Origin of the sequence: Azospirillum sp. CT11-132, from assembly GCF_047302835.1 — a bacterium.
Taxonomy (GTDB): Bacteria; Pseudomonadota; Alphaproteobacteria; order Azospirillales; family Azospirillaceae; genus Azospirillum.
This window is the reverse complement of sequence record NZ_JBGLZA010000003.1, coordinates 2652111-2675876: the sequence shown is the minus strand read 5'-3', so window position 1 is coordinate 2675876 and position 23766 is coordinate 2652111. Positions and strand designations below refer to the sequence as shown.

The window sequence follows — 23766 nt, the reverse complement described above, 5'->3', positions numbered from 1 at the left end:
GAGCCGCCGCCATGCGCCGCGCCGACCGCCTGTTCCAGATCGTCCAGCATCTCCGCAAGGGGCGGCTGGTGACGGCTGCCGAGTTGGCGCGCTGCCTGGAGGTGTCGGAGCGCACCGTCTACCGCGACATGCGCGACCTCGCCTCCTCCGGCGTGCCGGTGGAGGGCGAGGCCGGCGTCGGCTACCTGCTGCGCGACGGCTACGACCTGCCGCCGCTGATGTTCACCCAGGACGAGGTGGAGGCGCTGGTGGTCGGCGCCCGCCTCGCCCGCGCCTGGGTCGGCGGCGGTCTGGCCGATGCCGCCGCCCGCGCGCTCGACAAGGTCGAGGCGGTGGTGCCGGAGGCGCGGCGGCGCGAGCTGGCCGACAGCCGCGTCTTCGTCCCCGACTTCTCCTTCCCCGCCCCCTTGCGCGAGCGGATGGACGTTCTGCGCTGCGCCATCAACGCCAAGCGGGTCGTGCTGTTCGACTACCGGCGGCAGGACGGCACCCATTCCGCCCGCGCGGTCCAGCCGCTGGGCCTGTTCTTCTGGGGCCGCGTCTGGACGCTGGGCGCATGGTGCGAGCTGCGCGAGGAGTTCCGCAGCTTCCGCATCGACCGTATGGAAACCCTGCTGGCGCTCGACCGCCGGTTCGACGAGATCCCCGGCCGCGGCCTGGATGACTATCTCGCCCGCTGGCGCCAGGAGGGTTGCCCGCGCGGGTGAGGCCGGACATCACTCCACCAGCCTGATCTCCGTCGTCGCCACGCCCGACGCCCCGACCGCCACCGCGTAATCGTCGAAGCCCGGCGGGCCGAAGCTGCCGCGGGCGGAGCGGCTGAAGCCGTGCGGTTCGGCGGGGATGCCGAACAGGCCGGTGGCAAGCTCGCCGTTGTTGTCCAAATCCTGGAAGGCGATCAACCCATAGCGGCCGGCCGGCAGGTCGGGGAAGACCACCTGCAGCTCCGGCCCCAGCGCCGCGACGAAATAGCCGGCGCGCGGCCTCTTCGCCGCCTGCGCCTCGGCGCTGTCGAACAGCGCGACCATCACCTTGCCCTGATTGGGCTTGACGTTGCGGACGGTTGCGCGAAGCTCCCCCGCGGCGGCCGGACCAGCGGCGACCAGCGCCAGCAGCGTCACTGTCACCGTTCCTGGGGCGACCATCCTTGCAGACCAACGCGCAACCCAACGCCGAAACCTCATCCCCCGCCCTCCCCTGGCAGTCGCCGCCCGTTCCCTATGGCCGGCGCGTGCTGCGCCGCCGCCTGCCGTTGCTCGCGGCCTCCATCCTAGCATTGGCTCTGCTGGGACCGTTCGGCACCTTCCGTGAAATGGGTTTCGCCGTCCGGCTTGCCTACTGGGGCGGGCAGATCGTCAGCGGCTGGTCGATGTTCGAACTGGTCATTCTGGTCGCCCGCCGCGTGCTGCCGAACCTGGAACGCACATGGCCGCTGATGCTGGCTGCGGCCTATCTGACCGTCAGCATCCTGCAGACGCTGGTGGTCGCCCTGCTGGAAAGCCGGCTGCGCGCCCAGGATTTCCTCACCCCCGCCGGGCTGGCCGAGATGTACGGCTATGTGCTGGTCATCACCACGCTGGTGTCGGCCCTGCCGGTGTGGCTGGAACTGCGCGACCATGGCGTCGTCGGCCACCAGCCCCCCGCCCCGCCGCAAGCTTCCATCCCCGGCGGCGAACCGACCCCCAACCGTCCCGTCCCTTTCCTAGACCGCATTCCGGCGAGACTGGGGCGCGACCTGCTGGCGCTTGAGATGGAGGATCATTACGTCCGCGTCCACACCGCCCTTGGCAGCGACCTGATCCTGATGCGGATGCGCGACGCGGTGGCGGAGCTGGCAGGCATCGACGGCCGGCAGGTCCACCGCTCCTATTGGGTCGCAGCATCGGCAGTCGCGGCGGTGGAGCGCAAGCCGGACGGCAAGCTGTCGCTGCGCCTGACCAATGGCCTGCTGGTTCCGGTCAGCCGGACCCACGCGCCCTCGGTCCGCGCCGCCGGCTGGACCGAGAAAGCCGTCTCCTAAACGCTCTTAAACGCCCTCACCGCGGAAGGGACGGGACAGCAGCCCCTCGATGGTTTCGTCCAGCCCAGCGCCGCGGTTCAGGATGGCATCGACCGCCGTGCAGATCGGCATGTCGACGCCCAGCTTCGCCGCCAGCCCGACCACCGCGGCGGTGGTATAGACGCCCTCCGCCACCGACCGCCGCGCGGCCAGGATCTCGGACAGCGCCTTGCCGGCGCCCAGTGCCGCCCCCAGCGACATGTTGCGCGACTGCAGGCTGGAGCAGGTCAGCGTCAGGTCGCCCAGCCCGGACAGTCCCATCAGCGTCTCCACCCGGCCGCCGAGCGCCAGCGCCAGCCGGGTGATCTCGGCCAGACCGCGGGTGATCAGGGCCGCCCGCGCGTTGTCGCCCAGCCGCCGCCCCTCGACCACGCCGCAGGCGATGGCCAGCACATTCTTGACCGCCCCGCCGATCTGCGAACCGATGACGTCGTCCGAGCGGTAGGGCCGGAAGGTGTGGCTGCCCAGCGCCGTGACCAGCGCCCTGCCCAGCGCCTCGTCCGCACAGGCCAGCGTCACCGCCGTCGGCAGCCCGCGCGCCACCTCCGCCGCGAAGGTCGGGCCGGACAGGATCGCCACCGGGTTGCCGGCCGGCAGCGCGGCGCCGACCGCCTCGCTCATCAGCGCGTGGCTGTCCAGCTCGATCCCCTTGGCGCAGACGACGACCGGCGCCCCCGGCTTCAGCAGCGGCGCCATCCGCGCCGTGACGCTGCGCGCATGCTGGGCCGGCGAAACCAGCAGCACCGCGTCGCAATCGCCGAGATCGGCCAGATCGCCGGTGACCCGCAGCGCGTCGGGCAACGGCACGCCGGGCAGGTAATCGCGGTTCTCGCGACGGAGGCTCATCGCCTCCACCACCGCCGGCTCGCGCGCCCACAGCAGCGTCTCGCGCCCGGCCCGCAACGCCGCCAAAGCCAGCGCCGTTCCCCAGGCGCCGCCGCCGACGACCCCGATGCGGTTGAGGGGGGAGGGGGGCACGGCACTCATGGCAGGTCTCTCACGCTTACGAAACGATCACGAAAGCGATCACGCCCCACTCCCCCTCTCCCCCCCGGGGAGAGGGTCGGGGTGAGGGGGATGCACAAGGTGGATTTATGGAACGATGATAGGCGTCGCACGTCGAGCAGATCCTCGCCGCGCGTCCCCCTCACCCTAACCCTCTCCCCGGGGGGGAGAGGGGATCTCGCGGGCGGGAGAGGGGACATAAGGATGCGTCTCACGCCTTCACCCCCGCACCCACGCCTGCGCGCCCGATCACCGGCGCGGCGGTGGGGTCCAGCGGCCAGCGCGGACGGGGGGCGAAATTCAGCGGGTCGCTCTCGCCCAGCCGGAACCGCTCGATCCCGGCCCAGGCGATCATCGCCGCGTTGTCGGTGCACAGGCGCAGCGGCGGCGCCACGAACTGCATGCGCTGCTTCTCCGCCAGCGTCGACAGCCGGCTGCGGATCGCCTTGTTGGCGGCGACACCGCCGGCGACCACCAGGGCGCCGCCCTGCGGATGGTCCTCCTTGAAGCGGCGGATGGCGCGGGCGCAGCGGTCGGCCAGCACCTCCGCCACCGTCGCCTGGAAGGCGGCGGCGAGATCGTCGCGGTCGGCATCCGACAGCACACCCCCCAACTCCTCCACATGCCGCCGCACCGCGGTCTTCAGCCCGGAGAAGGAGAAGTCGCAGCCCGGACGGCCCAGCATCGGCCGCGGCAGCTCGAAGCGCGCCGGGTTGGTGGCGCGCGCCGCCGCCTTCTCCACCAGCGGCCCGCCGGGATAGCCCAGCCCCAGCAGCTTGGCGGTCTTGTCGAACGCCTCGCCGACCGCGTCGTCGATGGTGGTGCCGAGCCGGCGGTAGCGCCCGACCCCCTCCACCGCCAGCAACTGGCAATGGCCGCCCGACACCAGCAGCAGCAGGTAGGGAAAGGCGACGTCGTCGGTCAGCCGCGCGGTCAGCGCGTGGCCTTCCAGATGGTTGACGGCGACGAAGGGCAGTCCGCGCGCCGCGGCGATGGCCTTCGCGGTCATGACGCCGACGATGACGCCGCCGATCAGCCCCGGCCCGCCGGTGGCCGCCACCGCGTCCAGATCGCCGAAGCCGATCCCGGCCTCCGCCATCGCGCGGCGGATCAGCCCGTCGAGGTGTTCCAGATGGGCGCGGGCGGCGATTTCCGGGACGACGCCGCCATAGGGCGTGTGGTCGTCCAACTGCGACAGCACGACGTCGGCGCGGATTTCGCGCGCGTCGGTGACGACGGCGGCGGCCGTCTCGTCGCAGCTCGTTTCAATTCCAAGAACGATCATGGCGCCAAACTAGCCGCCTTGGCCGTCCGGGTACAGGATGGAGTTGCGCGCCCGCGGGTGCGGGAAAGCGGGCGTGTGAAATTTGATCCGTCTCAATCTTATGTATGAGGGGCAGACGAATCCTTGCAAAGCTGCGCGGATCCCCTAGAACACGCCCTATGACGACCCACCCGCTCCGTATCGGGACGCGCGGCAGCCCGCTGGCGCTGGCGCAGGCCCACGAAACCCGCGACCGCCTGATCGCCGCCCATCCGCATCTCGCCGCCCCCGGCGCCATCGAGATCGTCGTCTTCAAGACCACCGGCGACCGCATCCTCGACCGCACCCTGGCGGAAGCGGGCGGCAAGGGCCTGTTCACCAAGGAGCTGGAGGAGGCGCTGTTCGACGGCCGCGCCGATCTGGCCGTCCATTCGATGAAGGACGTGCCGACCCAGCTTCCCGACGGGCTGGAGATCGCCACCCTGCTGCCGCGCGAGGACCCGCGCGACGCCTTCTTCTCCCGCTCCGGCGGCGGTCTGGCCGACCTGCCGGCCGGCGCCGTGGTCGGCACCGCCGGCCTGCGCCGTCAGGCCCAGGTGCTGGAGCTGCGCCCCGACCTGAAGATCTTCCCGCTGCGCGGCAATGTGCAGACCCGCCTGTCCAAGCTGGACGCGGGCGAGGTGGACGCCACCCTGCTGGCGCTGGCCGGCCTGCGCCGCCTCGGCCTGACCGAGCGCATCAGCGCGGTGCTGGAACCGGAAACCATGCTGCCGGCGGTGGCCCAGGGCGCCATCGGCATCGAGATCCGCAGCGCCGACGACGCCACCCGCGCCCTGCTGGCCCCGCTGAACTGTGCGGAGACCATGGTCCGCGTCACGGCGGAGCGTGCGCTGCTGGCCGCGCTCGACGGCTCCTGCCGCACGCCCATCGCGGCGCTGGCGATGCTGGACGGCGACGACCTGCATTTGCGCGCCAAGGTGCTGTCGACCGATGGACGCATCATCTTCCGGGCGGAACGCCACGGCAAGGCCGCCGAGGCCGAGTCGCTGGGCGCCGATGCCGGGGCCGAGATCCGGGCGCAACTGCCGCCCGATTTCTTCGCCGCGGCACCGCACTGACCGCCATCCCGGCCGGGTTTTCCGCATGACGGGAAAGCAGCCTCAATCCTCTTCCGCCGACCGCCGTACGCGCCTTCTGGTGACGCGTCCGGCGGAAGATGCCGAACCGCTGGTCCGGCGGCTGGAGGCGCTAGGCTTCGCCACGGCGGTGGAGCCGATGCTGTCGATGGTCTGGCTCGACGGGCCGGAACCCGACCTGTCCGACGTACAAGCCCTACTGTTCACCAGCGCGAACGGCGTACGCGCCTACTCCAAACGTACGAGCCGGCGCGACTGTCCGGTGCACGCCGTCGGCGACGCCACGGCGCGGGCGGCGCGGGCCGCCGGCTTCGAACAGGTCGACAGCGCGTCCGGCGACGTGTACGCGCTGGCGGAACGTGTCCGGTCCCTGCGGGATCCATACGCCGGTACGCTTCTTCATGTGGCCGGCAGCAAGGTGGCGGGCGACCTCTCCGGCCTGCTGGGGGCGGCCGGGTTCACGCTGCGGCGCAGCGTGATGTACGATGCCGTACCCGCGCTAACCCTGTCGGACGAGACCGCGACATTTTTGCGTACGTCCGGGCTCGACGGCGTGTTGTTTTTCTCTCCCCGTACCGCCGCATCCTTTGTTAGGCTGCTCGCCGAGGCGGGGCTGGTCGATTGTTGTCGTACGGTCGATGCGTTCTGCCTCAGCCCCGCGGTCGCGGAGGCTGCCCGTGCGTACGGCGACCAGGGAGTGACGCCGTGGCGAAGCGTACGGGTGGCGGCGCGGCCGGAGCAGGACGCCCTGCTCGATCTGTTGCCGGTCGCCGGATATACCCGGCGCGGTCCGGCCGTACGGCTTACACCCCTGGTGCGTCCGGGTGGGTGGGTCAGCCGTACGGGGGACGAGGGGGACCGGTCAGGGGGCTGTGACGTTAAGACGAACAACAGCGAACCGAAGGTACAGCCCATGACCTCTCGTCCAGGCCCCGAACGCCCCGGCACCGACCGTGACGGCGACGGCGCCAGCACCGGCAATGCGGCGGTCGACCGCATCGTCGAACGTTTCGGCGGCATCCGCCCGATGGCCCACAAGCTGGACACCCCGGTGACGACGGTCCAGGGTTGGAAGAAGCGCGGCGCGATCCCGCTGGCCCGCCATGCCGACCTGCGCACCGCCGCCGCCAAGCACCGCATCAAGCTGGACGACGCCGACCTGGACGCGGCCACCCCCAGCGAGGATCGGCCGACCGACGCCTCCGCCGCGTCCGTCATCACCCCGGCCGCCACGACCGCCACGACTGTCGACGCCGCTCCGGTGGTGGAGCCGGTTCCGACAGCTTCCCCGGCCGACACCATCCCCGGCGCCGACACCCCGGCGGCCGGCGCGACCACCGGTGCGGCGACGGAACTGCAATCGTCCGACGCCCTGATCCCGCCGGCCACGCCGATCGGCGCGACCGACAGCCTCGCCGACACGCCGAAGGGCGACGCGGAGAAGGCCGAGGAAGCCAAGGACGACGGTATCAAGTCCGACGCCACCAAATCCGATACGTCGAAGTCCACCACCGGCAGCTGGACGCCGTCCGGCACCAGCGGCAGCGCGGGCTACAGCCGCAGCGCCGATGCCGAGCCGGCGCGTCCGACCATCGCCCCCAATATCGCCCCGACCCCGTCCTACCTCGACGAGCCGCGCTCCGGCAGTGGGTTCGCCACCGCCCTGTCGGTGGTAGCATTGCTGGTCGGCGCCGCCGCCCTGTCGGCGCCCTGGTGGGGTCCAGCCCTGCCCGGCTGGCCGTCACCGTCCGCCTCCTCCACCGCCTCCGCTCCGGCCGACCCGGCGCTGAAGGCGCAGATCCAGCAGCTCACCGACCGCATCGGCAAGCTGGAGCAGCGTCCGGCCGCCGCCAACGGGGGCAACGGTGCCGACCTCTCCGCCCTGACCCAGCGGATCGACGCGCTGGAGAAGCGCCCGGCCGCCACGCCCGACACCGGCGCCGCCGACGCCCAGAAGGCGCTGGCCGACCGCATCGCCGCGCTCGAGCAGAAGGTTTCCGCCGTCTCGGGCAACAGCCAAGCGGCGCAGGAGCTGCGCAGCGAGGTCGACCAGCTGAAGCAGCAGGTCACCAGCGTCAACCAGGCCGTCAGCGAGCGCCAGGACGCCGCCACCACCGCCCAGGCGCTGGTGCTGGCCGCCGGGCAGCTGCGCGCCTCCCTGTCGGGCGGGCAGCCGTTCCAGCAGGACCTGCAGGCGGTCCGCGCCCTCAACATCTCCGATGCCGGGGTAACCCAGCCGCTGGACGCCGTGGCGCCCTATGCCGCCAAGGGCATCCCGACCCGCGCCCAGCTGACCGACCGCTTCCAGCCGCTGGCCGGCGAGATCGTCCGCGCCGACATCCGCGGCGAGGGCAAGAGCTGGATCGACACGGCGGTCGGCAAGCTGTCCACCCTGGTCACCGTCCGCCAGGAGGGCGGCGGGGTGGTCGGCACCACCGCCAACGCCATCGTCGCCCGCGCCGAGGCCGCTCTGAACGAGGGCAACCTCGCCAAGGCGGTCGAGGAGCTGTCGGCCCTGCAGGGTCCGGCCGCGCAGACCGCCGCCCCGTGGCTGGCCGACGCCAAGGCGCGTCTGGCCGCCGATCAGGCCGCGCGCCAGCTGAACGACCGCGCCATCGCCCTGATGACCACCGCCGCCGGCGGGAAGGGGACGGCCCAATGATCCGCGCCCTCTGGTTCCTTCTGAAGGTCGCGGTGGTCATCGCCGCCGCGATCTGGCTCGCCGACCGTCCCGGCACCGTCAGCGTCCATTGGCTGGGCTACGCCGTCGAGGCGCCCTTCTGGGTCGCCCTGCTGGTCACGATCGTGGCGCTGGGCATCGCGGCGCTGGGCTATCGCCTGATCCGTGGGCTGATCCGCACGCCGTACCGCATCCGCCGCCACAGCCGGGTCCGCCGCCGCGAGCGTGGTTACCGCGCCCTGACCCAGGGCATGGTCGCCATCGCCGCCGGCGACGCGCAGACCGCGCGCAAGATGGCGCGCAAGGCCGACGGGCTGCTGAACGAGCCGCCGCTGACCATGCTGCTGTCGGCCCAGGCCGCCCAGCTGCAGGGCGACGAGCGCGCCGCCAGGGAGTATTTCACCGCCATGCTGGAGCGGCCGGAGACGGCCTTCCTCGGCATGCGCGGGCTGTTGACCCAGGCGATCAAGTCGGGCGACCGGGTGGAGGCGCTGACGCTGGCCCGCAAGGCACGCGGGCTGCAGCCCAACACGCCCTGGCTGCTCGGCACGCTCTATGACCTGGAGGCGCAGGCCGGCGATTGGGCTGCCGCCGAAGGCACCTTGCAGCAGGCGATCCAGGCCGGGGCCATCCCGACCGACGAGGGCCGCCGCCACCGCGCCGTCCTGCTGCTGGAGCGCAGCTTCGAGGCGGAGCGCCGCGGCCGGGCCGACGCCGCCCTGTCGCACGCCCAGGCGGCGCACGACATGATGCCGGGCTTCGTCCCCGCCGCCGTCCGTCTGGCCCGCCTGCAACTCGCCGCCGACCGGCTGAAGCCGGCCGCCAAGGTGGTGGAGCGGGCATGGCGCCACTCGCCGCATCCGGAGCTGGCCGACATCTACCGGTCGATCGTCTCCAGCTACGACCCGCTGACCCGCGTCCGGCTGTTCCAGAAGCTGGTGCGTCAGTCCCCGGACTCGGCCGAATCGCACCTCGCCGTCGCCCGCGCCGCCATCGACGCCCAGCTGTGGGGCGAGGCGCGCCAGCACCTGAACCGCGCCATGGAGATCGGCCCGACCCGCCGCACCTACCGCCTGATGGCCGAGCTGGACCGCGGCGAGCGCCACGACGAGGATGCGGCGAAGGACTGGCTGGCCAAGGCCGCCAACGCGCCGGAGGATCCGGTGTGGACCTGCAGCTCCTGCGGGGCGGTCAGCCACAACTGGGGCGGCCTGTGCGGCCATTGCGGCGCCTTCGACACGCTGACCTGGAAGGCCCCGACGGTCGCCGTCCCGCTGATGGAACCGACCGACATCCCCCCGGCGCTGGCCCGTCCGGCCACGGCGTGAGGATGACGCGCTGAAAATCCCCCTCTCCCGACCCGGGAGAGGGAGGGGCCCGCCGCAGGCGGGAGGTTGAGGGGCGATGTGGACATGGATTCTCGATCCTTGTCCCACCCCTCACCCCTCCCAAGCTTCGCTTGGGTCCCTCCCCTCTCCCGGGGCGGGAGAGGGTTTTTTATTACCGCATCCCCTCCGGTCCGACGCGGTCGAGAGGCAGTTCCTTCTTCGCCAGCAGGCGGTCGAGCAGGCGCCCCCCGGCCGGTGCATTCGCGGCCCTGGTGGCGCTGGCCACACCGGCGGCCTCCGCCGTGGGCGCCGCGTTTTCCAGCTGCGTGTTCTCGACCCGGTACTCGCCGCCGGACAGGCTGTTGACGACCTGCTCCTTCGCCGACGGGCCGGCCACCACGTTGCCGTCGGCGACATTGCCATGCATCCGGCCGGCCGGGCCGGCGCTGGGCACCCATTCCAGCCGCAGGAAGCGGTCCTTGCCGTCGTTCATCACCGTGATGTTGTCCGACACCCGGTTGTTGTCGCCGCCATGCAGGAAGATCGCCGCCATGCCGGTGTTCTCCAGCAGGTTTCCCTGCACCGTCACGCCGCTGGTCATGTCGTCCAGATAGATGCCGAACCCCTTGTAGCGGGCCAGCCAGCGCCCCTGCGCATCGGTGGCGAGGCCGCCGGTGTCGCGGATGTCGTTGAAGCGGATGATGCTGCGGGTGTCGTTGCCGCTGCGGCCCAGCATTTCGATGGCGCCAGCGTCGGCGGTCTGGCGCGAGGTGTCGCGGATGCGGTTGAACTCGATGGTGTTGTCGCTGTTCACCGTCTGCGGGTTCCAGTTCTTGATCGAGATGCCGTAACGGGCCGACCGGCGGATGTCGTTGTGGGCGATCAGCGTGTTGCGGATGCCGGCCCCCATCACGCCGCCGCTGAAGAAGCGGACCTCGCCGATGTCGCTGATGCGGTTGGCGAGGATGCGGTTGTCGCTGCTGCCCGGCGCCAGCACCACGCCGGAGCGGCCAAGATGCTCCATCCGGTTGCCCGACACCTCGCTGCGGCTGGCGCCATCAAGCATCACCGCGGTGCCGACCAGCACGAAGCGGTTGCCGGCGATCCGCGCGCCGCTGCCGCCCTTCACCAGCACGGCGTTGCCGTCCCACGGCACATCGGTGAAGGTCAGCCCCTCCACCGCCACGTTGCGCGCATTGTCCAGCCGCAGCAGCACCGGCTGCCGCGCCACCACCAGCTCCGCCCCGGCGCTGTTCAGCCCGGTCGGCGGCTTGACCAGCAGACGCTTGGCCTTGGCGTCCCAGGCGAATTCGCCCGGCCGCGTCAGGAAATCGGGATGGCCGAGCAGCCGTACGGTCGAGCCGTCGCGGTAAGGATACTGCCCATCGCCGCCAAGGGTCAGCAGACCGTTCGGATCGGCGGACGCTACGCCCAGCAGGTCATCGGACAGCCGTTCGCGGTCGAGCGCCTGCGCCCGCACCCCCGGCCCGGCCCAGCCGGCCTTCAGCACGCCGGGGGGCAGCCGCATCTGCCGCTTGCTCCCCGGACTTTTGGGATCGGACTGCACCGCCTTGACCGGGAACCAGCCGCTGCGCGGGTCGCCGGGCGTGACGTCGCCGCTGCGCGCGGCGTCCAGGCGCAACCTTTCACCGGGGCCGCCGATCGAGACATCCAGCCCCGGATCGCGCGCCAGCGGCGCCGACAGCAGGCCGTTCGCCAGCTGGGCGCCGCCCACCACCTCGCCCCCCGACAGCACCGGTTGCTCCCCCTCCACCGCGGTCAGCCGCAGCCCCGGCAGCGAGGCATCCACCACCAGCGGCGCCGTCAGCCGATAGGTCCCGCCATGCAGCCGCACGGTGGCCGGGCCGCTTCCCTTGGCGGCGGCCAGCGCACGGGCCGGGGTGGCGAAGGGGCCGTCGCGCCCGTCCGCCGACGGCTGGGACAGGCGTCCCGACCAGCGGTCGTTGCCGGTCGGCGACACATAGAAGGTCGTCTCGGTGGATGTGGTCTGGGCTGCCACCGCCGGCCCCCATCCGGCAGCGGTCAGCAGAAACGCAGATGTCAGCAAAATCCGAGGCAGGATTTGGGCCGCTCCACTCCGAAGGCGAGGTTGGGAACGGAACATGGGAGAACCTCCTCCAAGACAGCGGCGAGGCCGCCGAAGGGGGGAGACTGACCCAACCCCACAGCAACCGGCAAAAGCGCGAAGGGGGTGTGCGGGTGCGAAGGGGCCACGCCCTCTGCACACCTGCCCGACCGGGACGGGGCGTATAGGCTGGCTTTTCATCCTAGCCTGACCGGCCGGTCGTACCCGCTTGCCCGCGGGTCGCGTCCGTCATCAGGCGGAGCCTAATTACCGGGGACTGTTTGCCGATGATCGAAATGGCGCTGATCGCGCAGGTCCTGGTGCTGGTGCTGGTAACCGTGGTGTTCCTCAGCTCCGGCAGCGCATCGATGTTCCATCCGCTGACGCTGTACCTGATCTTCCACGCCCTGGTCTTCGTCATGCGGCCGATCCTGGTCCACACCCAGAATTTCGACGATGTCTGGCTGTTCATGGGCTTCTGGCCGAACGAGCAGCAGTTCGTCATGACCCTGGTGGTCAGTTCGGTGGGGCTGATCGCCTTCGCCGCCGCCTGCATGTGGGCCGGCCTGATCAAGCCGGACTGGACCCCGAATGGCGAGCCGGCACCGGCCTTCTCCTTCGACCGCGTCGACATCGTGGCCTTCCTGACCACCGCCCTGCTGCTGGGTCCGCTCGCCATCTATTCGGCGATCCAGCGTCAGGGCGGCGCCAGCTTCGACGGCACCGGCGACGTGCAGATGGAGCGCGATCCGCTGACCGGCCAGCCGATCTACACCAACACCACCGGCTACATCGCGGAGGCCCATTCGATGGGTCTGCCGTTGACGCTGGGGCTGATCTGGGTCTGCCGCTTCCACCCGCTGTCCTTCATCCCCTTCGCCGGCTTCGTCGCCTACCGCGCCTATCTGGGCTGGGGACGCTGGGCGATCATCATGGGCATCCTGGGGCTGGTGCTGCTGATGCTGTACCGCACCCGCACGCGCTGGTTCCGGCTGTGGCATGTGCTGGCCGCAATCCCGGTGATGGGCCTGTTCACCGTGCTGGGCAACAACCGCGACGCCTTCCGCGACGTGATGGCCGGCGACGCCCCGTTCTCCGTCCTGCTGCGCTTCAACGGCGGCAGCGGCAGCGGCCGGGCGCTGGACGCGCTGGCCGGCCAGGATTTGGCGAACTTCGACTTCCTCGCCTACATCCTGTGGGTGGTGCCGAAGCAGTCGGCGACCTACACTTGGTTCACCCAGTATCTGCAGCTGTTCACCGAACCGATCCCCCGCCTGCTGTGGCCGGGCAAGCCGGTCGGCGCGCCGGTGAAGTGGGTGGACCTGAACGACTACGGCGTCTTCTACAACCTGACCACCTCGCTGCCCGGCGACGGCTGGATGAGCGCCGGCTGGATCGGCATGATCGTCACCATGGTGGTGGTCGGCCTGATCCTGGGCCGCATGCACCGCTGGTTCTGGACCAGCGGCTTCCGCAACCGCTACGCCGTGCTGTTCTATTGCGCCTTCCTGCCGCTGTGCCTGCAGTGGTTCCGCGACGGCAACATCACCATCGTGAAGTTCGGCTTCTTCTCGCTGCTGCCGATCCTGCTGTGGATCGGGCTGACCCGCGCGCTCCGCGCCTGGGGAATCCTGGACGACGACCCGATGCGCCCGGTGGTGGCGCCACCCAATCTTGTCCGGCCCAATCTCGCCAGAAGGGAGCCGTCATGACGCTGACCGTCAGCGCCGTCATCGCCACCTACAACCGCGGGCCGGAACTGCGCATCGCGCTGACCCGGCTGATGAACCAGACCACCCCGCCGATGGAGATCATCGTCATCGACGACGGCTCCAGCGACGGCACCGGCGCGATGATGCGGGCGGAGTTCCCGACCGTCCGCTATGTCCGCCAGCCGCACAATGGCGGGCTGATCCTGGCCCGCAACTTCGGTTTCGTGAACACCACCGGCGACTGCATCCTGTCGGTGGACGACGACAGCTGGTTCGAGGATCCGGACGGGCTGGCCCGCTGTGTCGCCTATCTGGAAGAGAACCCGGAGGTCGCCGCCGTCGCCTGCAACATCGAGACGCGCGACGGGCTGGTCTATTTCCCCAAGGGTGCCGCCCCCTTCGATGTGCCCTGGTATGTCGGCTGCGGCCATCTGCTGCGGCGCAGCGCCGTCGAACAGGTCGGCCTCTACATGCCCGAACTCTACCGCCAGGGGGAGGAGAAGGACCGCTGCCTGCGGCTGGTCGGCGCCGGCTATCGCGTCGTCGCCTTGCCCGACGTCATGGTCTACCACGACAAGAGCGAGAAGGGCCGCAAGCCGGGGATGGAGCGCTTCTACAACCACCGCAACGACCTGATCCGCGAGGTGGCGCGCTGCCCGTCCTCGCTGATGGCGTGGCGGCTGGCGCGATCCTGGGCCGGCAACAGCTGGAAGAACCTGCGCCACGGCCCGCGGATGACCGACCTGAAGGTGCTGCTGGCCCTGCCGCAGATCCTGCGCATCGGCCTGAAGCACCGCGCGCCGGTGAGCGCCGAGGCCTACCGCCGCTGGATGCATCTGGCGAAGACGGCGGCCCCCGCCAGTGCCCCACCTGCCGAGAAGCCCGTCAGCCGGGCTGCATCCCGCCCAATTGCAGCAGAACGGCCCAGCCCAGCACGATCAGATTGACGGTCAGCGTCATCGCCATGCCCGGTGCGCGGGCGAAGGGATGCACCAGATAGCCCGCCCAGAACAGCAGCCGGCCCAGCACGAACAGCGCGGTCGCCGCCACCGCCGCCCCCAGCGAGGGCTGCGGCAGGGTGGCGACCAGGGCGGCCAGCGCCGGGACGAAGATGGCGGTCTGCTCCACGCTGTTGGCGAGCACCCGCTGGGCGACGCGTTGACCACGCGATTCGGGATCCTCGATGGGGTTGAAGGCCTGGGTGCGGCCGCGCATCGCCATCACGCCGACGACCATGCCGAACAGGACCAGCGCCGGCCAGACCATCAGCCGCGCCCACAGCGCCATCCGCGCGCCCGGCGCATTGACGCCCATCGGCGGCGCCACCAGCGACAGCAGCAGGACGAACAGCAGCACCGTCACCACCGCCGACGCCCCGTTCAGCATCAGGGCACGGAGCACCAGGGACTTGCGCCGGCGGGGGGCGCTTTGGCGAAGACTGGTATCGGACATCGGGGCGGTGCTCCGTCAAAGGCCGGGGATTCGACAAAGGGCCGGCCCCTTCCCATCTGGAAAGGACCGCACCCTGTTCCTTCGACCAATAACGGCCCGGCTCGTGATTTGGATCAAGGCCCGGGCGACGCGGAGGGTGTCCCATGACGCCATGTTCGACGGCGTCTACTGGGGGGCTGCCCCGATGGGAGAGATGTTGTCAGTCTCTCTTTTCGCTACCATGTTCTAACCAAGTGCTTCACCATGTGGGTGAACACGGGGATCTCGATGGTGGAGGGCCTATGATGGATCTCGTTCTGCTCGGTGGTGCGGTGGCGACGGCTGCGGCGTTGGCCGGTCTGATCGCCACGATGCCCACACCGAAACCGATCCCGATCCGCGTCCGCGACCGGCGCCGCCAGCGGCGCTGACGACACCGGCCCCCGGCCTTTACGGTCGGGGATCAGCGATCCAGATCGCGGATCGCGCGGTTCAGTTCGAATTCCTTCGAGGCGACATAGGCCTCCATTCCGACGATCCGCTTCTCCATGTCGCGGAAGCGCTGGGTCAGACCGGCGAGCGTCCGGTCGGGCTTGGTCGACACCGTCCGCCAGAAGGCCTCTTCCTCGGCATCGCGATACAGCTGCGCCGGACGCACCGGCAGCACCAACAGCGCGATGACATAGGCGATCACCAGCGGCACCGAAAAGAAGAACAGGGCGAACAGCATCGCCAGCCGGACGACGGCCGGCTGCACGCCGAAATAATCGGCAACACCCGTGCACACCCCGCCCAGCACCCCGCGCTGCGGATCGCGATAGAGGCGGTGCGGATTCGGCGAGTCGTAGGGGGACGCGCGGTCCATGACTCCTCCCAATTATTGAATGGCTTGCGTCATCCCCGCGAAGACGGGGATCCGGATTTGGCGGAACGACACTTATGGCGAAGGCTGGATCCCCGCCTTCGCGGGGAGGACACCGCCTGAAAACGCGCGTTCCCGCCTGCAAACAGCCGTCACACCTTGTTGCGCCAGTTCGGCGCCTCGGTATCCAGCACGCGCTCCAGCGAGTGGACGCGGGCCTCCAGCCGGTTGGAGATCTCCCACAATTCGGCCAGAAGCCGTTCGTCCTGCGCGGTGAGCCCGCGCTGGGAGCGCCATTTGGTGATGTAGTGGAAGACGATCCAGACCGGCGCCACCACCACCATGAACAGCACCGCGAGGACGAAACCCAGGAACCCCATGGTCGTCGGGCCTTCTTATTGTCGTGAGAAGAGCGGGCGGGGCGTCACCGCCCCACCCCGGCAGCCGGGTCCGATCCGCCGTCAGCCGTTGCGGCGGGCGGCGATGCGGGCCTTCAGCGCGGCCAGATCCTCCTCGACCTTGTGGGTCGCCTCAAGCTCGGCGATCTCCTCGGTCAGGCTCTTGCTGCGGCCGACGTCATAGGCCTCGACCCGGCCCTCCATCTCGTCAAGGTTACGCTCGACCTGCTCGAAGCGCGACAGGGCGTCGTTGATGCGCTCGTCGTGCAGGACGGTGCGGACCTTGACCCGGTTGCTGGCCGTCTGGGTGCGGGCGACCAGCGCCTTCTCGCGGGTCTTGGCGTCGGTCAGCTTGGCCTGCAGGCGGCTGATGTCCTCATTGGCCTTGGACAGCGCGGCCTCGACCTGCACCAGCTGTTCGGCCAGCGCGTCGGCCTGCTCGGCGACCTTGGACTTCGCCATCAGCGCGCCCTTGGCCAGATCCTCGCGGTCGCGGGTCAGCGCCACCTCGGCCTTGCGGTCCCACTCGTCGCGCTCGCGGTGGAGGTCGGCGACGCGGCGTTCGATCTCCTTCTTCTCCGCGATGATCTTGACGGTGGAGGAGCGCACCTCGACCAGCGTGTCCTCCATCTCCTGGATGATCAGGCGGATCAGCTTCTCCGGCTCCTCGGCGCGGTCGAGCAGGGAGTTCAGGTTCGACTGCACGATGTCGGTCAGGCGCGAAAAGATGCTCATGATGGATGTCCCGTGAATCAGCCGAGGATGGCGCCGGCGACGATGCCGGCGAAGAAGAACAGCCAGCTTTCCGCCGGCCGGGTGGCGAGATAGTTGCGCACGCGGCGCGCCAGCGGGCGGCCCTGCGTGGTGTTGAAGCGGTCACCGCCATAGCGGCGGCGGAAATCGCTGAAGTCGCTCATGGATGACCTCCTTGCCATGCCACCGGTATTGCAACCGTCGTGCCAATTCCGACGGATCGGCGCCAAACCGTTGGAAAGCCTGGACTTGCCAAGCTTACGCCCCTGCATGCCCCGGATTGCCGCTTCGTTTACACGACGATACAATCGCCAATCCGGCGAAACAGTGGTGAAAATCACAATGACCATCACTCCCCCCTCCCTGCTCGGCGAATCGCCGGCCTTCCTGGCGGCGCTGGCGCATGTGTCGCGGGTGGCGCCGCTGGAGCGGCCGGTGCTGGTGATCGGCGAGCGCGGCACCGGCAAGGAGCTGATCGCCGCCCGCCTGCACTACCTGTCGCAGCGGTGGGACCGCCCCTTCGTCAAGGTGAACTGCGCGGCCCTGCCGGAGTCGCTGCTCGATTCGGAGCTGTTCGGCCATGAGGCCGGAGCCTTCACCGGCGCCACCCGCCGGCAGATCGGCCGGATCGAGCAGGCCGACGGCGGCACCCTGTTCCTGGACGAGATCGCCACCGCCTCCCCCGCCGTTCAGGAGAAGCTGCTGCGCGCCGTCGAGTATGGCGAGATCGAGCGGGTCGGCGGCCGCACCGCCACCGTCGATGTCCGGGTGGTCGGCGCCACCAACGCCGACCTGCCGGCGCTGGCCGCCGCCGGCCGCTTCCGCGCCGACCTGCTGGACCGGCTGGCCTTCGACGTGGTGACCCTGCCGCCGCTGCGCGCCCGTCCCGACGACATCCCGCCGCTGGCCGAGCATTTCGCGCTGGGCATGGTGCGCGAGCTGCGGCGCCCGCTGTTCCCCGGCTTCACCGCCGCCGCGCTGGACCGGCTGCGCGGCCATGAGTGGCCCGGCAACGTGCGCGAACTGCGCAACGCGGTGGAGCGCTCCGTCGCCGCCGCCGATCCCGACGAGCCACTCGACCACATCATCCTCGACCCTTTCGAATCGCCCTGGCGCCCCATAGCCGCTTGGGCCACGGCGCCGGCGGCGCGGCAGGAGGCGGCACCTGTCCCGGCGCAGGCTCCCGCCCCCATCTTCGACGGCGGCATCCTCGATCAGGTCCGCGCCTTCGAGGCCGCCAGACTGCGCGAGGCGCTGGAGCGCAACCGCTTCAACCAGCGCCAGACCGCGGAGGCGCTGGGGTTGGGCTACCACCAGCTGCGCGGCATGCTGAAGAAGCACGGGCTGATCCCGCCCGCCCCTCTGCGACCTTAGGCCGTCCCCGGATTGCGGGTGTCCCGTGCTATACCGGGTCCTCAACCGTCGCAGAGCGGTTCATTACGATACGGGAAGGGGAGCAGCACGATGGCCACCAGCATGTCCGGTCTCGAGATTCGCGGTCCGATCAAGCCCGGTTTCGAGGAAATCCTGACGCCGGAGGCGATGGCCTTCCTGGCGGAGCTGGAGGGGCGCTTCGGCAGCGAACGGCTGCGGCTGCTGAACGTGCGGACCAAGCGGCAGGCGCTGCTCGACCAGGGCCACAAGCCCGATTTCCTGCCGGAAACCCGTGCGATCCGCGAGGCCGACTGGACCATCAGCCCGCTGCCGGTCGACCTGCTCGACCGCCGGGTGGAGATCACCGGCCCGGTCGACCGCAAGATGGTCATCAACGCGCTGAACAGCGGCGCCAAGGTGTTCATGGCCGATTACGAGGATGCGACCTGCCCGACCTGGACCAATCTGGTCGAGGGGCAGATCAACATCCGCGACGCCGTGCGCCGGACCATTTCGTACGAGGACCCGGCCAGCGGAAAGAAATACCGCCTCAACGACCAGCCGGCGGTGCTGAAGGTCCGGCCGCGCGGCTGGCATCTGGAGGAGCGCCATGTGCTGATGGACGGCGAGCCGATCTCCGGTGCGCTGTTCGACTTCGGCCTGCATGTCTTCCACAACGCCAAGGAGCTGCTGGCGCGCGGCAGTGGTCCCTACTTCTACCTGCCCAAGCTGGAAAGCCATTTCGAGGCGCGGCTGTGGCGCGAGGTCTTCCTGGTGGCGGAGGAGTATCTCCACCTGCCGCAGGGCTCGATCAAGGCGACGGTGCTGATCGAGACCATCCTCGCCGCCTTCGAGATGGACGAGATCCTCTATGAGCTGCGCGAGCATTCCGCCGGCCTGAACTGCGGCCGCTGGGACTATATCTTCAGCTTCATCAAGAAGTTCCGGAAGGACCCCACCGCCGTCATGCCCGACCGGGCGGAGGTGACGATGGCCACCCCCTTCCTGTCGGCCTACAGCCAGCTGGCGGTCAAGACCTGCCACCGCCGCGGCGCGCCGGCCATCGGTGGCATGGCCGCCTTCATCCCGGTGAAGGACAACCCGGAAGCCAACGAGGCCGCCTTCTCCCGCGTGCGCGCCGACAAGGAGCGCGAGGCGTCCAACGGCCATGACGGCACCTGGGTCGCCCATCCCGCCCTGGTGCCGGTGGCGCGCGAGGTGTTCGACGCCTACATGCCGACGCCGAACCAAATCGCCCGCAAGCGCACCGACGTGACCGTCACCGCCGCCGACCTGCTGGCGGTGCCCGCCGGGCCGAAGACGGAGGGGGGCTTGCGCAACAACGTGGCGGTCGGCATCGGCTATATCGAGGCGTGGCTGCGCGGCCAGGGCTGCGTCCCGCTGTTCAACCTGATGGAGGATGCCGCCACGGCGGAGATCAGCCGCACCCAGGTCTGGCAGTGGGTCCACACCGGCACGGCGCTGGACGACGGGCAGGCCGTGACGCTGGACCTCGTCGACCGCGTGATTGCCGAGGAGCTGTCGGCCTGGAAGGCCCGCGTCGGCGCCGACACCTACGCCAAGGGCCGCTACGCCGACGCCGCGTCGCTGTTCCGCGATCTGGTCGCGCGCGAGGACTTCACCGACTTCCTGACCCTGCCGGCCTACGAGCGCGTGGTGGCGGAGGGGGCGTAAGGGTCCTCGCCCGTTTGCCCCCACCCTCCCCATGCTGCGCATGGGTCCCCTCCCTCCCCCGCTGGGCAGGGGAGGGAGGATTTGCAGAGCGGCGGCAGTCCCCTCCCCCGCCCTGGGGGGGAGGGTCAGGGTGGGGGCATTCGAAGCCGACGCCTACTCCACCCTTCCCAGCCGAACCGTCAGCGGCCAGCGGATCCGCCGCTCGGCTTCGGCATCGCCCCACAGCGGCGCGATCTGCTCCGCGAAGTCCTCCAGCGGGTTGCGCCCCAGCGCCTTGGTCGCCGCCTTCACCCCCGACCAGGTGTTCATGTAGCCAAGCAGCCGCGGCAGCGTCCAAACCGCCTCCATCGCCAGCGGCGGCACCGGCAGCTCCGGAAACGGGAACTCCATGCCGCGATAGCCCCCGATCACTTTCCAGCGGTCGGCCGGCCAATACCGTCCCAGCGTGCCGTTGTGGAACCGCTCCACCACCGGATCCAGCATGGGATGGTCGAGCCATTGCCGGCCATAGCAGACCAGCGCCACCGCCGCCCCCGGCTTCGCCACCCGCCGCACCTCGGCATAGAAGCGTGGCAAGTCGAACCAGTGCGCCGCCTGCGCCGCGACGATCAGGTCGCAGCAGCCGTCGGGCAATCCACTGTCCTCCGCCGGGGCGACGGCATAGCGAACCCGCGGATGCGCTTCCGCCTGCCCGATCTGTTCCGCGCTGGCGTCGGTGGCGTGGACCGCCGCGAAGTGGTCGGCCAGCGAAACGGAGAACTGCCCGTTGCCGCAACCGACATCCCAGGCCAGCTCGCGGGCCGGCGCCGCATCGGCCAGGGCGGCGGCCAAACCGGGCGGATATGTCGGACGAAAGGCACGGTAATCGCCGGCATGGCCGGAAAAATGGTCCTTGAAGGATTGGGGGAAGGATTGGGGGAATGAGGGCATGCAGCGATCCGCCTTGCACGATCCGGGCAACGATTAGGCTTGGAATTTCCCGGCGGTTAAGGATAAACCCTGTGGGTTCGTCGCGGAACCCTTCCCAGGCTGTCCCGCATCTTTCCGCTGTGGCGCAGGCGCGCCGGGCGTGCTACCAAGCGCGCGCTTTTTTGTGCGCCTCGCCAACCACCCGTGTCCGGCATGCAGACCTTCCTGGAATTCGAAAAGCCGATCGCCGAGCTTGAAGGCAAGATCGAGGAGTTGCGGCACCTGACCAACGCCGGCGACATCAACATCGCCGACGAGGTCGCCAAGCTGCAGGCCAAGGTCGACAAGCTCCTGCGGCAGACCTACGCCAAGCTCACGCCCGCGCAGAAGGTTCAGGTGGCCCGCCACCCCAATCGGCCGCACTGCCTGGACTATGTGAACGGCCTGATCGAGGACTTCACGCCGCTGGCCGGTGACCGCCATTTCGCCGAGGACCGCGCGGTCATCGGCGGGCTCGGTCGCTTCCGCGGCCGGTCCGTGGTGGTGATCGGCCAGGAAAAGGGCAACGACACCGAATCGCGCGTCCGCCACAATTTCGGCATGGCGAAGCCGGAAGGCTACCGCAAGGCCCAGCGCCTGATGGATCTGGCCGACCGCTTCAAGCTGCCGGTCGTCTCGCTGGTCGACACCGCCGGCGCCTTCCCCGGCGTCCAGGCGGAGGAGCGCGGCCAGGCCGAGGCCATCGCCAAGAGCATCGAGCGCTGCCTGCGGCTGAACGTGCCGATGGTCGCCTCGGTGATCGGCGAGGGCGGCTCGGGCGGCGCCATCGCGATCGCCACCGCCGACCGCGTGCTGATGCTGGAACACGCCATCTACTCGGTGATCTCGCCGGAAGGCTGCGCGTCGATCCTGTGGCGCAGTTCCGACATGGCGGGCGAGGCGGCCATCGCGCTGCGCCTGATCAGCCAGGACCTGAAGGAACTGGGCGTCATCGACCATGTGGTGAGCGAGCCGATCGGCGGCGCCCACCGCGACCCGGCCGAGACGATCAAGAAGCTGGGCGACTGCATCGAGGAGTCGCTGGGCGAGCTGGACGGCCTGGACGGCGCCACCCTGCGCGCCAAGCGCCGCGAGAAGTTCCTGGAAATGGGGCAGAAGGGGCTGGGGTAAGTTCCTGGTCCGTGTTGCCCCCACCTAGCCTCCCCCGCTGGGCGGGGGAGGGACTGCCGCTGCTTTCCCGCTTAAGCACTTATCCCCTCCCCCGCCCAGCTCTCGCACAAAGCTACGCTTTGTGCTGACGCGGCAGGCGGACCGAAGGTCCGCTGAGAGCGGGGGAGGTTAGGGTGGGGGTCTAACTTCTCCATTCCCCACCACCCTCACCCCAAAAACCCGTGCAGAAACCAGCGCGGGGTCTCCCCCGGCCGGTACAGCCCGGCCCTGAACAGCCAGAAACGGCGGCCGTCGCCATCCTCCACGCAGTAGTAATCGCGCACGGCCAGCCCCAGCGATCCTTCCCCACGCCACCATTCGCATTCGATCCGCTCCGGCCCCTCGGCCCGGCTGACGCGGTGGCGCACGCCGCGCCAGACGAATTGCAGCGGCGGATCGTCGGGCAGCGGGGCGGTGGCCTCCACCGGTTCGGGCGGGGTCAGCAGGCGCAACGGGCGCGGCTGTCCCGCCGGCCAGGGCTTCGGCGGCGGCAAACTCTCCAGCGGCGGATGCGGCGCCACGCAGCGTTCCGGCAGCCAGCTTTCCCGCGGCACCAACCGCAGCACCGCCCGCTCCCCCAGCCGCAGAGTCAACCGGTCCACCAGTTCTGCCAATCCACCGTCAACCTCCTCCCCATCCATGCCGGTCTGCACGGCGGACAGCGGCCCGGTCTCCGTCGCCGACAGCACCAGCGTCTCCAGCCCCGGCCCCGGCTCGATCCGCTCCAGCATCGGGGTGAACAGCCGGGCCAGCGCCGCCGGGTCGCGGGTCGGGCGGCTGGTGCCGAGCGACAGGCTCTGCGGCTCGTCATCCACCCGCTGGTCGGTGCGGTGGGCGTCCAGCCGCAGCCGGCGCGCCCCCTGCCCCGCCGCCTCCAGCCCCTTGCACAGCCGGCCCAGCAGATGGCGCAGCGCCCCGGCGATCGACTCGGGCGTGGAAATCGGTTCGGCGAAGGTCAGGCGCTCGCGGTGGTCCGGCACCGGCCGTCGCGGCGAGATCGGCTCGTCCAGCCGGCCGAAGGCCTGATCGTAGCGTTGCAGCAACCTGCCCCCGAACCTTGCGGCCAGCCCCGCCCGCGGCATGGCATGCAGGTCGCCGATCCGGCGCAGGCCCAGCGCATGCAGCCCCTCCACCGTTTCCGCCGGCAGCCGCAGGGCGGCAAGCGGGAGACCGTCCAGCGCCTCGCGCTTCCGCTCTTCCGGGCTGCCGAACCGCACCAGCCCCCAAGCGGCGGCGGGGGTGTCGGCGATGGCGGCGCGGGCGGCGAAGCCGGCGGTGCGCAGCCGCCCGGTCAAATCCGCGGCCAGCGCCGCTTCGCCGCCGAAAAGGTGGGCACAGCCGGTGATGTCGATCACCACCCCGTCCGGCTCGTCCGCCGCGGTCCAGGGGCTGTAGCGCCGCGCCCAGTCGGCGATGCGGCCGAGCAGGGCCGAATCGGCCTCCGGCGTCGCCTCCGCCACCTCCAGCGCCGGTTCCAGCGCGCGGGCATCGCTGAGGGTCTGGCCGGGAACGATGCCCAGCACCGCCGCCGCCCGGTTGACCGCCACCACCATCCGCCGCTGGCGCTCCGTCCGCAGCAGGGCCAGGGGACGGGCGCGCAACTCCGGCGGCATGAGCCGCTCCCGCGCGTCGGTGGATAGGCGTGGGAGCCACAGGGCGAGGATGCGGCGGCGGCTTCTCTCTCCACCATTCCACGTTCCCCTCTCCCCCCCGGGGAGAGGGTTAGGGTGAGGGGGTGGCGTGGCGGGACTTTTGGGGAAATCCTGAGATGCATCCCCCTCACCCCGACCCTCTCCCCGGGGGGGAGAGGGGGAAACGCCGGGGTGTGAGGACAAGTGCGTCATACGAGAACCAACAATCCAGAA

Annotated in this window: 22 protein-coding genes; 11 read left to right on the top strand and 11 right to left on the bottom strand. The window is 70.3% G+C overall.

What is annotated here, in order from left to right; translation table 11 throughout:
• Positions 1 to 11: 11 nt before the first annotated feature.
• Complete coding sequence (locus ACCD06_RS18615; protein ID WP_109073716.1) at positions 12 to 707, top strand: helix-turn-helix transcriptional regulator; 696 nt, start codon at positions 12 to 14, stop codon at positions 705 to 707.
• Between the two features lie 9 nt (positions 708 to 716).
• On the opposite strand, the gene ACCD06_RS18610 is transcribed toward ACCD06_RS18615, so the two are convergent.
• Positions 717 to 1121 (bottom strand): DUF2141 domain-containing protein, encoded by a 405-nt coding sequence (locus ACCD06_RS18610; protein ID WP_413342379.1) that lies wholly within the window; start codon positions 1119 to 1121, stop codon positions 717 to 719.
• Between the two features lie 26 nt (positions 1122 to 1147).
• Between ACCD06_RS18610 and ACCD06_RS18605 the strand changes: the two genes are divergently transcribed.
• Complete coding sequence (locus tag ACCD06_RS18605; RefSeq protein WP_413342377.1) at positions 1148 to 2020, top strand: LytTR family DNA-binding domain-containing protein; 873 nt, start codon at positions 1148 to 1150, stop codon at positions 2018 to 2020.
• 6 nt (positions 2021 to 2026) lie between these two features.
• Here ACCD06_RS18605 and ACCD06_RS18600 read toward each other — a convergent pair whose 3' ends face one another.
• Together ACCD06_RS18600 and tsaD are read right to left on the bottom strand one after the other, a co-directional pair.
• Positions 2027 to 3046: an NAD(P)H-dependent glycerol-3-phosphate dehydrogenase gene (locus ACCD06_RS18600; protein ID WP_413342375.1), complete on the bottom strand. Its 1020-nt coding sequence runs from the start codon at positions 3044 to 3046 to the stop codon at positions 2027 to 2029.
• Between the two features lie 229 nt (positions 3047 to 3275).
• Positions 3276 to 4349: a tRNA (adenosine(37)-N6)-threonylcarbamoyltransferase complex transferase subunit TsaD gene (gene tsaD, locus ACCD06_RS18595; protein ID WP_413342373.1), complete on the bottom strand. Its 1074-nt coding sequence runs from the start codon at positions 4347 to 4349 to the stop codon at positions 3276 to 3278.
• A gap of 158 nt (positions 4350 to 4507) precedes the next feature.
• Between tsaD and hemC the strand changes: the two genes are divergently transcribed.
• From hemC to ACCD06_RS18580, 3 genes are read left to right on the top strand one after another with little or no spacing between them, the layout of a single operon-like run.
• Positions 4508 to 5446, top strand: a complete 939-nt coding sequence (gene hemC / locus ACCD06_RS18590) for a hydroxymethylbilane synthase (RefSeq protein WP_413342371.1) — start codon at positions 4508 to 4510, stop codon at positions 5444 to 5446.
• Between the two features lie 25 nt (positions 5447 to 5471).
• Complete coding sequence (locus ACCD06_RS18585) at positions 5472 to 8126, top strand: uroporphyrinogen-III synthase (protein WP_413342369.1); 2655 nt, start codon at positions 5472 to 5474, stop codon at positions 8124 to 8126.
• Entirely contained in the window at positions 8123 to 9472 is a 1350-nt protein-coding gene (locus ACCD06_RS18580; RefSeq protein ID WP_252136835.1) for a heme biosynthesis protein HemY, read from the top strand. The genes ACCD06_RS18585 and ACCD06_RS18580 overlap by 4 nt, the downstream gene beginning before the upstream one ends.
• 172 nt (positions 9473 to 9644) lie before the next feature.
• On the opposite strand, the gene ACCD06_RS18575 is transcribed toward ACCD06_RS18580, so the two are convergent.
• Positions 9645 to 11492, bottom strand: a complete 1848-nt coding sequence (locus ACCD06_RS18575; RefSeq protein ID WP_413342367.1) for a right-handed parallel beta-helix repeat-containing protein — start codon at positions 11490 to 11492, stop codon at positions 9645 to 9647.
• A gap of 353 nt (positions 11493 to 11845) precedes the next feature.
• On the opposite strand from ACCD06_RS18575, the gene ACCD06_RS18570 reads away from it, so the two are divergent.
• The gene (locus ACCD06_RS18570; protein ID WP_413342365.1) at positions 11846 to 13270 is read left to right on the top strand and encodes a hypothetical protein; all 1425 of its coding nucleotides are present in this window, start codon (positions 11846 to 11848) and stop codon (positions 13268 to 13270) included.
• On the top strand, positions 13267 to 14217 hold the full coding sequence (locus ACCD06_RS18565) for a glycosyltransferase family 2 protein (protein ID WP_109073726.1): 951 nt from the start codon (positions 13267 to 13269) through the stop codon (positions 14215 to 14217). The genes ACCD06_RS18570 and ACCD06_RS18565 overlap by 4 nt, the downstream gene beginning before the upstream one ends.
• On the opposite strand, the gene ACCD06_RS18560 is transcribed toward ACCD06_RS18565, so the two are convergent.
• Entirely contained in the window at positions 14156 to 14722 is a 567-nt protein-coding gene (locus tag ACCD06_RS18560; protein ID WP_413342362.1) for an MAPEG family protein, read from the bottom strand. The two genes, ACCD06_RS18565 and ACCD06_RS18560, sit on opposite strands and share 62 nt — an antisense overlap.
• A gap of 281 nt (positions 14723 to 15003) precedes the next feature.
• Here ACCD06_RS18560 and ACCD06_RS18555 point away from each other — a divergent pair, with 281 nt between their 5' ends.
• Entirely contained in the window at positions 15004 to 15132 is a 129-nt protein-coding gene (locus tag ACCD06_RS18555; protein WP_256379242.1) for a hypothetical protein, read from the top strand.
• Positions 15133 to 15164: 32 nt separating this feature from the next.
• Here ACCD06_RS18555 and pspC read toward each other — a convergent pair whose 3' ends face one another.
• The 4 genes from pspC to ACCD06_RS18535 all read right to left on the bottom strand — a co-directional run bounded on the left by pspC (position 15165) and on the right by ACCD06_RS18535 (position 16878).
• Complete coding sequence (gene pspC / locus ACCD06_RS18550; RefSeq protein ID WP_109073728.1) at positions 15165 to 15566, bottom strand: envelope stress response membrane protein PspC; 402 nt, start codon at positions 15564 to 15566, stop codon at positions 15165 to 15167.
• A gap of 149 nt (positions 15567 to 15715) precedes the next feature.
• On the bottom strand, positions 15716 to 15943 hold the full coding sequence (gene pspB, locus ACCD06_RS18545) for an envelope stress response membrane protein PspB (protein ID WP_149271184.1): 228 nt from the start codon (positions 15941 to 15943) through the stop codon (positions 15716 to 15718).
• A gap of 81 nt (positions 15944 to 16024) precedes the next feature.
• Entirely contained in the window at positions 16025 to 16696 is a 672-nt protein-coding gene (pspA, locus tag ACCD06_RS18540; protein WP_109073730.1) for a phage shock protein PspA, read from the bottom strand.
• Between the two features lie 17 nt (positions 16697 to 16713).
• The gene (locus ACCD06_RS18535; RefSeq protein ID WP_169055040.1) at positions 16714 to 16878 is read right to left on the bottom strand and encodes a hypothetical protein; all 165 of its coding nucleotides are present in this window, start codon (positions 16876 to 16878) and stop codon (positions 16714 to 16716) included.
• A 178-nt stretch (positions 16879 to 17056) separates the two neighbouring features.
• Between ACCD06_RS18535 and pspF the strand changes: the two genes are divergently transcribed.
• On the top strand, positions 17057 to 18088 hold the full coding sequence (pspF, locus tag ACCD06_RS18530) for a phage shock protein operon transcriptional activator (RefSeq protein WP_413342359.1): 1032 nt from the start codon (positions 17057 to 17059) through the stop codon (positions 18086 to 18088).
• Positions 18089 to 18178: 90 nt separating this feature from the next.
• Complete coding sequence (gene aceB / locus ACCD06_RS18525) at positions 18179 to 19783, top strand: malate synthase A (protein ID WP_413342357.1); 1605 nt, start codon at positions 18179 to 18181, stop codon at positions 19781 to 19783.
• 153 nt (positions 19784 to 19936) lie between these two features.
• Here aceB and ACCD06_RS18520 read toward each other — a convergent pair whose 3' ends face one another.
• Positions 19937 to 20713 carry a class I SAM-dependent methyltransferase gene (locus tag ACCD06_RS18520; RefSeq protein WP_413342355.1) on the bottom strand — a complete coding sequence of 259 codons (777 nt, stop codon included), beginning with the start codon at positions 20711 to 20713 and terminating at the stop codon, positions 19937 to 19939.
• A gap of 192 nt (positions 20714 to 20905) precedes the next feature.
• Between ACCD06_RS18520 and ACCD06_RS18515 the strand changes: the two genes are divergently transcribed.
• A complete protein-coding gene (locus tag ACCD06_RS18515) occupies positions 20906 to 21862 on the top strand; it encodes an acetyl-CoA carboxylase carboxyltransferase subunit alpha (RefSeq protein ID WP_085087729.1) in 957 nt (318 codons plus the stop codon).
• A 206-nt stretch (positions 21863 to 22068) separates the two neighbouring features.
• Here the strand turns inward: ACCD06_RS18515 and ACCD06_RS18510 are convergent, their stop codons facing one another.
• On the bottom strand, positions 22069 to 23514 hold the full coding sequence (locus ACCD06_RS18510; RefSeq protein ID WP_413342352.1) for a Y-family DNA polymerase: 1446 nt from the start codon (positions 23512 to 23514) through the stop codon (positions 22069 to 22071).
• Positions 23515 to 23766: the final 252 nt, after the last annotated feature.